The 13,197-nt window shown below is 48.2% G+C and carries 12 protein-coding genes; 10 read left to right on the forward strand and 2 right to left on the reverse strand.

Translation table 11 applies throughout. The features are described from left to right. The 8 genes from VN429_RS08135 to VN429_RS08170 all read left to right on the forward strand — a co-directional run. Positions 1-640: precorrin-2 dehydrogenase/sirohydrochlorin ferrochelatase family protein (locus VN429_RS08135; protein WP_325631926.1), on the forward strand; the 640-nt coding region annotated here is incomplete at its 5' end. Next, positions 637-1,905: a glutamyl-tRNA reductase gene (gene hemA, locus VN429_RS08140; protein ID WP_325631928.1), complete on the forward strand. Its 1,269-nt coding sequence runs from the start codon at positions 637-639 to the stop codon at positions 1,903-1,905. The genes VN429_RS08135 and hemA, both read left to right, overlap by 4 nt. Beyond that, entirely contained in the window at positions 1,890-2,873 is a 984-nt protein-coding gene (hemB, locus tag VN429_RS08145) for a porphobilinogen synthase (RefSeq protein WP_325631930.1), read from the forward strand. Before hemA ends, hemB begins: the two co-directional genes overlap by 16 nt. Then, on the forward strand, positions 2,860-4,101 hold the full coding sequence (gene hemL / locus VN429_RS08150; RefSeq protein WP_325631932.1) for a glutamate-1-semialdehyde 2,1-aminomutase: 1,242 nt from the start codon (positions 2,860-2,862) through the stop codon (positions 4,099-4,101). Before hemB ends, hemL begins: the two co-directional genes overlap by 14 nt. Further along, the gene (hemC, locus tag VN429_RS08155) at positions 4,092-4,979 is read left to right on the forward strand and encodes a hydroxymethylbilane synthase (protein WP_325631934.1); all 888 of its coding nucleotides are present in this window, start codon (positions 4,092-4,094) and stop codon (positions 4,977-4,979) included. Before hemL ends, hemC begins: the two co-directional genes overlap by 10 nt. Continuing rightward, a complete protein-coding gene (gene cobA / locus VN429_RS08160) occupies positions 4,972-5,751 on the forward strand; it encodes a uroporphyrinogen-III C-methyltransferase (RefSeq protein WP_325631937.1) in 780 nt (259 codons plus the stop codon). Before hemC ends, cobA begins: the two co-directional genes overlap by 8 nt. A 122-nt stretch (positions 5,752-5,873) precedes the next feature. Beyond that, on the forward strand, positions 5,874-6,812 hold the full coding sequence (locus tag VN429_RS08165) for a hypothetical protein (protein WP_325631939.1): 939 nt from the start codon (positions 5,874-5,876) through the stop codon (positions 6,810-6,812). A 106-nt stretch (positions 6,813-6,918) separates the two neighbouring features. Beyond that, complete coding sequence (locus VN429_RS08170; RefSeq protein ID WP_325631941.1) at positions 6,919-7,860, forward strand: hypothetical protein; 942 nt, start codon at positions 6,919-6,921, stop codon at positions 7,858-7,860. A gap of 89 nt (positions 7,861-7,949) precedes the next feature. Here VN429_RS08170 and VN429_RS08175 read toward each other — a convergent pair whose 3' ends face one another. Then, positions 7,950-9,206 (reverse strand): DUF1015 domain-containing protein, encoded by a 1,257-nt coding sequence (locus VN429_RS08175; RefSeq protein WP_325631943.1) that lies wholly within the window; start codon positions 9,204-9,206, stop codon positions 7,950-7,952. A 74-nt stretch (positions 9,207-9,280) separates the two neighbouring features. On the opposite strand from VN429_RS08175, the gene VN429_RS08180 reads away from it, so the two are divergent. Both VN429_RS08180 and VN429_RS08185 read left to right on the forward strand, forming a co-directional pair. Continuing rightward, the gene (locus VN429_RS08180) at positions 9,281-9,745 is read left to right on the forward strand and encodes a GNAT family N-acetyltransferase (RefSeq protein ID WP_325631945.1); all 465 of its coding nucleotides are present in this window, start codon (positions 9,281-9,283) and stop codon (positions 9,743-9,745) included. A gap of 116 nt (positions 9,746-9,861) precedes the next feature. Next, positions 9,862-10,794, forward strand: coding sequence for a CAP domain-containing protein (locus VN429_RS08185; protein ID WP_325631947.1), 933 nt, complete (start codon positions 9,862-9,864; stop codon positions 10,792-10,794). Between the two features lie 36 nt (positions 10,795-10,830). Here the strand turns inward: VN429_RS08185 and VN429_RS08190 are convergent, their stop codons facing one another. Then, positions 10,831-13,125, reverse strand: coding sequence for a methyl-accepting chemotaxis protein (locus tag VN429_RS08190; protein ID WP_325631951.1), 2,295 nt, complete (start codon positions 13,123-13,125; stop codon positions 10,831-10,833). Between the last annotated feature and the right edge of the window lie 72 nt (positions 13,126-13,197).

The following is a 13,197-nucleotide window of genomic DNA, read 5'->3' on the forward strand; positions in this document are numbered from 1 at the left end:
CAGATCCAAATTTCTTACAATGATACCCCTCATGGTTGACTGTTCAAAGAGGCTGGTGACCATCTTTGGAGGGGGAGAAGTGGGTGCACGCAAGGCCCGATACTTTGCCGGTGAAGCTGATGTTACAGTCTACAGCCGAACCTTTTCACCTGCATTTGGCTCCATTCAGGTTAAACAGGTCAGTACAACAATACCGCGGGATGAGACTGTAATTACAGATCTCATTAGAGGAGCTTTTCTGGTCATCACAGCAACGTCAGACCCGGATCTCAATCAAATAATTGCGACCAGATGCAGAGTTGACGGGATTCTCTGTAATAATGCTACAGACTCACATTCTAATGTAATCCTTCCCGCAAAAATTACAGGTGACAGATATACCATAGCAGTCAGTACCAGCGGAGGTAGTCCGGCAGTTTCCCGCTTTATTCGGGAACAGATTGAAGATATGTGGCCTGATCTCGATTTGATGATCTCCCTGTCTGAAGAACTCAGAATGGATATGCGGACAAGAATGATTCCGGAAACAAGGAGGAGAGAGATCCTGACTGCAATTTTGCATGATCCTGCAGTATGGAAGAGTCTTCGAAGCGAACCAGAGGATACTCTCATGAGAGTAAAAGAGACCTACCTGACATGAGACAAACTCTCTTTGCTCCCCTGACTATTGCAGGCATATCACATCATACCGCTTCAGTTCCGGAGATAGAAGAGTTCAGATTTGCTGATGAAGATGTATTCCTTACAGAAGCCCGGGAATGGTTCAAAGGAGTTGCACTTCTGCAGACCTGTAACCGTGTTGAAGTCATTGTTCATGGTGAACCGGATATCCTTGTTGAATTTCTTGAGAGCAGAGGAAGATCACAGTTCAGACTCTATCAGGACAAGGAAGCACTCTCTCACCTGCTTGAACTCGCAGCAGGGATAGATTCACTTATCATCGGAGAAGATCAGATTCTCGGACAACTCAGAAGAACTCTCACTAAATCTGAAGAACTCGGGGTTGCTAGTCCTATTCTGACGCTCTGTATCAACAAGGCTATTCATACAGGATCCGAGGTCCGCAGAAGAACCGGAATAAACAACGGGGCAATATCAGTCGGGTCAGCGGCAGTGCTTCTTGCTGAAGAGCAGTTGCATACACTTGAGGGAAAACGTATCCTTATCCTTGGAAGCGGGGAGATGGGAGTACTTGTCACACAGGCTCTTGCAGCAAAACAACTTTCTGCCATTTATGTCGCAAACCGGACGCTTGACAGAGCCCGGGTTCTTGCCCACAAAATTGACGGGACAGCGGTGCCGATGGATGATCTCTACCGGTACCTTGCCCTTTCAGACGTCGTTATCTGCTGTACGGCTGCCCCACACCCGGTCATCCGTGCTAAAGATGTCAGTGAGGCAATGAAAGGCAGAACCTGGCCACTCGACGGGGAAGTAAAACCCATCATCATTGTGGATATTGCCCAGCCGCGTGATGTGGAAGAGGAGGTTGGAAAGATAGACGGAGTCTGCCTCTTTACTATTGACGATCTCAGACAAGTCAATGACACCACTGCCCAGCTCAGGCAGGAGGCAGCCACACATGCCCGAGCCTTTCTTGAAGAAGAACTTGATCAGTTCATCAAACAGTACAACCGCCGGGCTGCAGACGAGACCCTTGCAACCCTGCATACCTGGGCTGAAACAGTCAGGGTCCGCGAACGTGACAGGGCATTTGCCAGACTGCAGGGATACGATGATCATGCTCGTGAGATAGTTGAGGATCTGACCAGGGCTTTGACCAGAAAACTCCTGGCTGATGTGACCATGTCGATTCGGTTCTGTGCCGAGAGGGGCGAGATAACCCTGGCCGAAGAACTGGTATCGGCAATTATCAGAGGAGAAGGACTATGTTCCCGCAAATAAGATTGAGACGACTCAGGCGGCGCCAGATACGCCCGCTCCTGAACGAGACCCGTATCGCAAAGACTGACCTTATTGCCCCCCTTTTTTTTGATGAGACAACGGCATCTCCTGTACCAATCGCATCGATGCCCGGGGTTGAACGGTATCCTCCAGAAATGGCTGATGAAGTCTGCAAAAACCTTGCATCCGTTGGTATCAAGGCTGTCCTTCTCTTTGGAATACCAAAGGAGAAGGATGAAACAGCATCTGGGGCATTTGCTCCAGATGGGGTCATTCAGCAGACAATAAAAAAAATAAGGGCCGTTGTTCCTGAAATGGTTATCATCACGGATCTCTGTGCATGTGAATATACATCACACGGACATTGCGGGATCATTGGTGACTGCAGAGACGGGATAGATCTAAAAAACGACGAATCACTCGCCCTTATGCAGAAGATCGCGGTCTCTCATGCAGCTGCCGGGGCAGACATCATTGCCCCGTCATGTATGCTCGATGGAATGGTGACAGCCATCAGATCTGCACTTGACGAGAATGGATATGAGGAGATCCCAATCATGTCCTACTCCTCAAAGTTTTCAAGCAGCCTTTATGGCCCGTTCCGTGATGCAGCAGAGTCAGGATACTCATTCGGGGACCGAACCACATACCAGGAACCTGTTGGAAACCGTCGCGAAGCGCTCAGAGAATCTGAACTCGATGCTGCTGAAGGAGCAGACATCCTGATGGTCAAGCCTGCCGGATGGTTTGGCGATATCATTTCTGATGTTGCAACTCTTGGCCTTCCAGTAGCAGCCTATCAAGTATCAGGTGAGTATTCAATGATCAAGGCAGCGGCCATGAACGGCTGGCTTGATGAAAAACGGGTGGTGATGGAGAGTCTTATATCGCTCAGGAGAGCAGGAGCGGATCTGATAATCACCTATTTTGCTGAATCAGTATGCAGGTGGATCGATGAAGAGCAGTGAATTATACAATATCGCTAAACAGGTAATTCCTGGCGGTGTTTCAAGTCCTGTCAGGGCAATACAGCCATACCCGTTTTATATCACCTCCGGACACGGGCCAAGACTGACAACTGCAGACGGTGCAAACCTCATCGACTGTTGTTGTGCATACGGACCCCTGATCCTCGGCCATGCCCATCCAGCCATAAAAGAAGCAATCATCGGCCAGCTCTCTGACGGGTGGCTATACGGAACACCCGCTCCCGCGGAGATAACACTTGCAGAGCAGGTGATCAGAGACCATCCATCAATTGAGATGGTACGGTTTGTTTCATCAGGATCAGAAGCGACCATGGCCGCACTCAGACTTGCACGGGGGTTCACCGGCAGGACTGATATCATCAAGATTGAAGGCGGATTTCATGGAGCACATGATGCAGTTTTAGTTCAGGCTGGATCAGGATGCACAACACTCGGACAACCGGATTCAGCAGGTGTTCCGGCTGATCTTGTAAAGCATACGAGACAGATCCCATACAACGATATCGAGTCACTCTCCTCGCTTCTGGAAAAAGATGCATCATCAATTGCTGCACTCATCCTGGAGCCGGTACTCGGTAACATCGGCCCGATTCTGCCTGAAAAGGGGTATCTTGAGGATGTGAGAGCAGTGACAGCAGAACATGATGTCCTGCTCATCTTTGATGAGGTAATCACCGGGTACCGTCTTGGAATCGGCGGAGCCCAGCGGTTCTTTGGGATAAAACCTGACCTGACGACACTTGGGAAGATCCTTGGCGGTGGTCTTCCTATTGGGGCATTTGGAGGAAGAAAAGATATCATGAGTATGGTTGCACCAGCCGGACCGGTATATCAGGCCGGGACGTTCTCCGGAAACCCGCTCTCACTCACGGCAGGGATTGCTACTCTGAACTGGATACATGAGCACCCGGGAATGTATACAGAACTTGAATCAAAGACATCAATAATTGAAGAGGCATGCACCGGGAAAGGGGGCTCATTTGTCAGGATGGGATCGATGTTCAAGTATTACTTCAGAAACCAGCCTCCCAGAAACTACCGTGAAGCCAAGGAAGCGGATACCACTGCATTCAGATCATTCTGGGAAAAAATGCTCAAGACAGGAATCTTCCTCCCACCTTCCCAGTTCGAGACAAATTTCATCTCAGTAACACACTCAGAACATGAAATCGAGGCTATAAGCCAGGCATACAAGGCATGCATCTGATAGTTGGAACCCGAAACTCGATGCTGGCCCGTACACAGGCAGAAAAGGTTGCAGGGCTTCTTGAGAATGAGGGGGTCACAACAGAACTCGTGTTTATCTCTACCGTTGGTGATGAGAAGACCGGAGTGCCTCTCCATGAGATAGGTGGCCAGGGAGTTTTTGTCAGAGCCCTTGATGATGCCCTTATAAACAGAGAGATTGACATCGCCGTTCACTCGATGAAGGACATTCCAGCTGAACGACCCAAAGGCCTGACAACTTCAGCAATCCTGAAACGGGATTCTCCTGCAGATTATGTCGTGACAGAGAAGGATCGCGATGCAATCAGAGTCATCGGAACTTCCAGCACACGGCGAACTGCCCAGTTGAAGCGTAATTGGTCAGGGATCTCGATACTCCCTCTCAGAGGAAATGTTGATACTCGTCTTGGAAAACTGAAAGGCGGAGAATACGATGCAATTGTCCTTGCTGAGGCCGGATTGCAGCGTCTCTCACTTACTCTTCCCGGATTCAGACTTGATCCTGCAATCCATGTCCCCTCTACCAACCAGGGGACGATCGCCGTAGTAAGTAGGGAAGAACCAGCAGTTACGGGAATCCTCTCAACCATTGATGACGAGGTCACCAGAACAGATACCCTGATTGAACGGGCAGTCATGGAAGAGATAGGTGGCGGGTGCTATACACCTCTTGGGATATACTGCAAAGACCGCCATTTGATCACGGAGGTTCTCTCACTTGAGGGAGATCGGGTGTTCAGGCTGGAACAGAATATCGGCGATCTGGATCAGGCACATGCTTTCGGTACCGAGATTCGGAAAGGCGGACGTGAACTGATTGATGAAGCCTATTTGAGGCTGGGACTTTCACATGACTGAAACTGTAGGAAAAGTATTCCTGGTAGGCTCAGGACCGGGAGGGTGCGGCATGCTGACTATCCGGGCCAGAGAAGTGATAGATCAGGCTGAAGTAATTTTGTATGACCAGCTTCCAGGAGACGAGGTACTCTCTTCCCTCCCACAACGTGCTGAACTGATTGATGTAGGTAAGTACGGTGACAAACACACCCGCAAGCAGGGTGAGATAGAAGACCTCATGATCCAGCGTGCCAAAGAAGGAAAACGGGTGGTCAGGCTCAAGGGTGGTGATCCCTTCATGTTCGGCAGGGGAGGAGAAGAACTTGAAACCTGCAGGGAACAAGGTATCCCGGTTGAAGTTGTTCCAGGGGTGACAAGTGCCATCGCCGTACCTGCGTCAGTTGGGATACCAGTTACTCATAGGAAATGGGCATCGCAGGTGACAGTGATCACAGGAAACGAGGATCCCACAAAAGAAGAGTCTGCTATCGACTGGGAGTGGCTAGCACGAAGCAGAGGGACGATCGTAATCCTGATGGGTGTGAAAAATCTTCCCACGATTGCGGAAACGCTGATAAAATTTGGAAGAGAACCCATGACCCCGGTTGCAGTAATCGAACGCGGTCTCAGACCTGATCAGCGTGAGACTATCGGAACACTTGTAACCATAGCTGAGAAGGCAACTGCGGCAGGTGTCAAACCCCCGGCAGTGATCGTCATAGGCGGGGTTGTTGAGATGTATCGATCTGATGAAGAGCGAATGGTCCGGCCGCCATCCCAAAAAACCCAGTAAGGCCCCTTTCCTTTTTGTAAAACTCAGCATACTATTCTTTTTCAAGTGGGAGAAGAATTATTATCCACTACCCGGATAGTATCGATCATGACAGGGTGATGACACCCTGCAGGAGAGGAAAAATGAATTCATCCAGGTTATACAGTGGTTTATGTACGCTGTTTCTCGTCCTTCTCCTTGCCGTGAGTACAGCTTCAGCTGGATCTCAGGTCTCCTGGACGAAATCTGGACTTCTGTACTCAGGACAAGGGATCGTTCATCAACTCCAGATCGATTGCAGTACCCAGCTTGTGCTGCATGCACCAGTTGGTACCGTATTTGATCTCTATGCGATGAAAAACGACAACCCGTTCAGTTCCTGTCAGGGAGTCTCTTACATCATAACTCATCATGACCGGGCTTCTATCGGAAGAGGTGGAATCAGTTCACTCACTCTTGAGCCGGGAACCTGGTGTGTGGCAGTTTATGCCAGTAAAGGAAGTGGCCAGTATCAGCTTGAAGGAAGCAGCACATGCCCGGTTCCTCTGCATCCCTATTGGGATTCCTGCTTTGATAATGGCTGTTGTGACGGTCAGTGTCAGCCAGGCTGTACTCCTGTTAAAACAGATGTCAAAACAGGATATCTGTCTCAGGGGCAGAGTAGAACATTCGGCTACTACATTCCTGCAGAGCGATCCTATATCGAGTGGATCCTCACCGGGCCATGCGGCAGCGAGATCATCCCTATGAGTATGATGTCAGCCGGGGATATTCGAACGATGCGAACCAGATTCTGTGGTCCTGATTTTGATCTCTACATCTACAAACAGGAAAAACACAGAAACTGGGGGTGGTACGCTGATTATGCAGATACAGAATCAGGTTCTGACGGGTATGTCGGCATATCATATCCACAGACCGGAGCCACTTACTACGCTCAAGTATATGCTAAACAGGGAAGTGGAACATACACCCTGACCTGCCGGAGTTATACCTGCCAGGACGAAGTGGTCATGATGATGAAGCGGCCCGATTTCTCGTCAATGATGTACACAGCAACATCCGTTGCTCCACCATCATGAGGAGAAATAAGAACCAATTCACCTCTGTATAAATGGAGAAGATTGATTAGGAACCTTGAGTAAGATCATAGAGTCAGAGCATAGTACAACTTTAGGGGAGTGGAAAATGAAATACATTTCAGGATATCTGACTGCTGCAGTGATCCTTGTGGTCATGGCAGCATGCATTGCACCCGGGTCGGCAAGTTCCGGGTACTTCTGGTCAAAGAGTGGATACCTCTACCAGGGACAGGCAGCAACTTATGAAATCCAGGTGGACTGCGGGGCCCAGCTGGTTTTGAACGCACCTTATGGAGCAGATTTTGACATCTATGCCATGAGAAGTCCGGTCGGAAGCTGGCCAAATGAAAACTACATCATGGCTCACTACGACAAGTCAGAAACCTCATATAATCAGGTAAAGTACCTGAATCTTGACAGAGGTTCCTGGTATGTTGTGGTATATTCCTCATCTGGATATGGTCAGTTCACATTGGATGCATCAAATACATGTACCGGACCCAACCCACCAAGCCCGGACCCGTGCTATGGCAATCCAAACTGCGGGGGAACCAGTTGTACTCCGGCAGCAGATGATGTCAAGACCGGATACCTGAATTCAGGAGAGGCAAAGACCTACACCTATCAGATCATGGGTGACCGCAACTACATCGAGTGGATCCTGACAGGCCCCTGTGGTAATGAGGTCATCCCAATGTCAATGATGTCTGCAAGTGATGTCAGCACAATGCGTACCAGTTACTGCGGACCTGATTTCTCATTATACGTCTACAAAGACTGCGATCCACGGTACAGTACCTGTGCAGCAACCCGTGCTGATACGAGCAGTGGTTCAAACAAGTACGTCGGAATCACGTACCCGACAACTGGTTCCCGGTACTACGCTCTGGTTTACGCAAAGAATGGCAGCGGAGCATACACACTCCATGCACGGAGTTATAAATGCCAGAGTGATGTCATCGCCATGATGGCAAAACCTGACATGGTCTCCATGATGAGCACTGCCACTGATATCGAAGCTCCGGTAAGCGTTCTTGGAACAACGTAAAAGAGCCCAGCCACCAGAGGTGGCTACACCTTTTTTTGTATGCAGTTATGAAGAGCAGAAGCTCAAACTTCCGAAAAAAGAACCTGATATTATTCTAACAGGTGGACAAGCAGCCCACTCAGAAGTTTTGGCTCAAACCATGTGGACTTCGGGGGCATAATACCACCATCATCTGCAATCGCACAGACAGTCTGTACATCAACGGGTTGCATGGCAATTGCTCCAACGTATTCTCTTGAGTCTACCTTTGCCATCAGATCGCGGATTGGGCGTGCACCACCCAGGTACTGGAGCCGTGCATCTCCCCGTGAGTCAGTGATCCCAAGGAACGGGACCAGAACCTGATCCTGCAGAACAGAAACATCAAGAGAATCTATTCGGGAAACCGAACCAGAGATCTGTATTGCACACTCATACCATCTTCCCTCCAGGTAGAGATGAAAAACATGAAGCCCAGCTTTCTTCTGCTTTGGAGTGATTGAGTAGGAAGAAGGTTGAACTCCTTCAAATGGTGTTATGGTTGCAACCGCACGAAGGCCTGTCAGAAAAGTTTCTGGAGTATAATCGCCCAGGGAGGTTAGCAGACGGCTGTACCCGTGTACCTTCACCTCGTCTTCTGCAAAGACAACCCCCATAACATGCCAAGTCTCTTCAGGAATGTTGACACCCTTTTCAATCCTGCGTTCTGCAACATTCAGTGCAGATTTACAGCGGTGATGGCCATCAGCAATATAGAGTGCCGGGATATTGCCAAATGCTTCAATAATTGGTTTGATCTTTTCAGAGTCACGCACCGCAAAGATCTGATGAATGCTTCCATTTGCTGCAGTGACCTCCATGAGAGGTTTTCCTTCTACTGACTCATTGAGAAGTGTTGCTACCACATCATTCTTCAGATGAAGTAAAACAACGGGTCCGGTATTGGCATCCATCGCATCGATGTGTTTTGTCCGATCCTCTTCCTTGTCATACCTGGTCAGTTCATGACGGTGAATAACCCCGGATTTGTATTCACGGGCATCCACACAGCATGAAAGACCGGTGTACGATCGTCCCTCATGGAGAACCCGGTATACGTAAAGGGCGGGATCTGATTCCTGAACACAGATTCCATCAGAAATATACTCATCAAATATCTTTTTAGATAGAGCATAGACCTGATCTGAATATGGATCTGTGTCAGGCAATAGGGCATCTGCTCTACTAATCCGAAGAAAACTGAGCGGTTGATTGGTGATGATCTCTCGTGCCTCCGAAGCACTGACCACATCATAAGGGACTGCAGCGATCTCCTGTGCCTTTCCATCAGCAGGTCTCACGGCAGCAAAAGGATATATATGAACCATGTATCTGACACCAGTCTGATTATACGTATCCCCCTGCCCCTATAAGAGTGCAGTGACAAACCAGTACCAGAAATATGGAGAACAGGAGTCTGCAGATCCGCAAAATGAAAGAGGCTGACATCCCTGCTGTTGAATTTATTGAACAGAAATCATTTTCAGATTTCTGGAGCAGGGATACTCTGAAAGAGGCTCTTGAAATTTTCCCTGATACAAATTTTATTGCTGATTCACCTAATGGAATCGCAGGGTACATCATCTGTGGAGTGGAGGATACCGGTGAAGATATATATGGCCATATCTGCAGTCTTGCAGTATCACCGCTCCATCGGGGGTCAGGAATTGGTTCTGCCCTGGTGCAACGGGCAGAGTATCAGGTTATGCTCAAAGGCGCTACAGCCATGCAGCTTGAAGTCAGGATATCGAACCAGAACGCACAGAAATTTTATAAAAAACTCGGATATGAACCAGTGTTTCAATATGCAGGATATTATGCTAACACTGAGGATGCAATCGTCATGATGCGATGGTTCAGATATTAGACCCATCCTACTTTCATGCCCACAAAAGCATAGGACACCGTGAACTAATTATTCTCTGAGCCTGAACCTTTCCTCACTATCCTGATCACTAAACCTGTGATCGGGAGTGATATATCATGGAACTAAGACCCGTAATACTCCTTGTTCTTTTGAGCATCCTTTTCATCATACCATCTCCGGTGGCAGCGGCTCAAAATGAATCATCCACCTTTGATCTTGCCATTTCTGATCTTCATTCTGCTCCATCCGGAGCTCCGGGAAGCCCGCTATACACATGGTTTACGGTAAACAACAAAGGCAACAGGATATCAATGACCGATTCGGTCACGCTGTACCTTTCAGCAGACAAAAACATCACTACGGCAGATTATCCAATCGGTGAGACAGAAGTCTCGTTTATTCGTCCGGGAAATTCTGTTGAAACCGGTCTTATCGGAAAAGTGCCTGATACCATTCCTGCTGGAAAATATTACGTCGGTGCACTGCTCACGATCAAATTTACACTGCTCAAAGATGCCAACGAGAGCGATAATAGCATAAGTAGTAACCTGGTTACCATTAACAACACCTATACCCGTCCCCAGGACTGGTACAATGAGAGGATATCAGAACTCGTACTAAATTATACAAATGCCGAACGGGCTAAGAGAAACCTGACCGAATTGAAACGTGACTCTGCACTTGATGTTGTTGCAGAGGATCAGAGCCAGGATATGGCAGATCGCCAGTTCTTTGATCATGTCAACCCATCTGGAGAAAACCCAATCGACAGGGCAGCCCGTCATGGATACAACCAGACGCGATACCTCCCGAACGGAAAGAAGTTCTATGGCATCAGTGAAAATATTGTAAAGATTCCAATCGGCGATGTGTACCAGTTCGGGAAAATAAATCCTGATGACCCTGACCAGGTGGCATCAGTTGCAATTCAGTCCTTTATGAATAGTATCTCACATAAAACAACACTGCTGCTTCCAGAATTCAGAGTAATCGGACTTGGAACATCATTTGATGGAACAAGTTACTACATCACACAGAATTTCTTCTAATTTGTTTAGACCAAAGGGAAAAAAGAGAACCGGGTTTTACACCCTGAACCGGTGAATCTCATCCTTCAGTTCACCGGTGAGATCACCAACTTCCACTATTGCGCTGTTGATCTCTTCAACCGAGGCACTGACCTGTTCAGCAAGGGTTGAGAGTTCTTCAACCTGTTTCAGGTTATCACCGGTCAGTTTGATTCCTTCCTGTGCCGTATTAACAACCGACGACGAAATATTTGCCTGCTCTTCGATGGCCTTGACGATCTCCCGCATATCGCGGGTTACTTCGGATGCCCCGTTTACCATCTGATTTAGCGCTTCGATGGTCTTGGTCACACTATCCACCCCATGCGCAATTTCCGAATGTGAGGAGCGGATTGCGGTTGATGTCTTCTCACTACTCCGCTGGATGGCATTGATAACATCAGAGATATGATCCGTTGCTTTGCGGGCGTCAGCAGCGAGGTTCTTGACTTCACCTGCAACCACGGCAAACCCACGACCAGCATCCCCTGCCCGGGCAGCCTCTATTGCAGCATTGAGGGCAAGAAGATTGATCTGACCAGCAATGTCATTGATCATTTTTACGATCTTGTTAATCTCACGGATCTGATTGTTGAGTTCATCAATATCCTCAACACTCTCCTGAGCGATCCGCTTAACCACATCCATCCTGTCATTTGCTTCGTTGCCTAGGGACTGTGCTTCACTTCCCCGCACTGTCACATCTTGAGCATGTTTGAGGATCTCCTGAGAAGTGCTTGTAATTTCCTCGTTTGAAGCAGAGAGGGTGGAGATCTGATCTGTGATATCCTCGATGTGAGCAATAAGGTCCTTTCCGGTCTCTGCAGACTGCTGGACAGTACGAACCACCTGGAGTGTTGCTTTGGCGATAGATTCTGATCCTTTGTTGATCTCCTGCATCGTATCAGAAACCTGACCAGATACTCTGTTAACCTCAAGCAGGGCATTTCGGAGGGCACCTACAGTCTTGACTGCATCATTCTTAACCACCCCCAGAGGATCACCCTCTCTGACCATGATGTCGGTAGTGAGATCACCGGAAGAAACTTTTTCAAAGGCCCCGGCAAGATCCTTTGCACTGGTATCTAATGCCAACGCATGATCCTTTGCTTCCTGAATCATTCGCTGGATCTCTTTTTCCTTCCTGATCTCCTCGGTCCGATCTTTATAGGTGGACATCACACTGACCACCTGATCGTGCTTGTCCAAAAGCGGGATGATGTCCTGTTCAATATGATGGACCCCTGCAGGGAACTCAACAACAAGATGACCGGTAACAGCTTTCTTCGTCCTCAAAGCTTCCTTGAGTCCCATTCCAGTCTTTTCCAGGACCTTGAAATCATGGGCTTTCATAGAAAGGAGTTGGCTCTCTGAGTATCCGCTCATCAGAAGAAACGAATCATTCACCTTGAGAATACACAGATTGAGATCCATGAGAAGGAGCGGGAGAGGATTCTGATTGATCATCGTCATCTCCTGTTGCTGGAGTTCACGTATGGTCTCCATTTGCTCCTTGATTTCACGCTCAACGAGCTTGCGTTCAGTGATATCCCGAAATGTTGCCTGTGTCCTCTGGCCTTCAGGAAGCTTTAGAACCTTGAGTGTCACCTCTGCATCAAACGAAGTACCGTCACCCCGATTCAGTATACACTCAAAATTCTGAGGAATACCCCGTACTGCATCCTCATAGTGTCTGCTAAAGAAAAGAATTGACTCGGTCCCATCAGGTTGTGTAGGTGGAGAGAGATCACGAATATTTTTTCCTAGAATATTTTCTCCATGAATCCCGAATATCTCTGAAGTTGTTGCGTTGCATTCAACGAGGATGTCCTTATCAAAGAGGGTTATAGCGTCATAGGCCGCATCTATCATGGCGCGGTATTTTCGGGCTTCTGCCTCACGACGTTGATCATTTTCCCGGTTCTTTCTTCGATTTTCTGACTCGCGAATCTCACGTTGAATGACAGGGATGAGAGGCTTCAGGTTTCCTTTAAAGATATAATCATGGGCGCCGCTCTTCATCAGCGAGACCGCAGTATCCTCACCGATCTCACCGGATACAATAATGAAAGGAATATCCAGCCCACGTTTAGTGAACTCCTGAAGAACATCAAGACCAGTAAACCCGGGAAGTGAGTAATCACAGAGGACAACATCCCACTCCTTGGAGTCTAATGCATCACAGACTGATTGCAGAGTGTCCAGTCTCAGGAGATCTGTTGAATATCCACCTTTTTTTAATTCATGCATCACCAGAAATGCATGATCCTCGTTGTCCTCGATCAAAAGGACATGCAATTGTTCTGTTGCCATTATTTTTCCCTGAGTTACTACTGATCAACGCTCTCGCAGCGCAAATAATAATAATCTCGCACGACTTACATT

Origin of the sequence: Methanospirillum sp. (assembly GCF_035560735.1) — an archaeon.
Lineage (GTDB): Archaea > Halobacteriota > Methanomicrobia > Methanomicrobiales > Methanospirillaceae > Methanospirillum.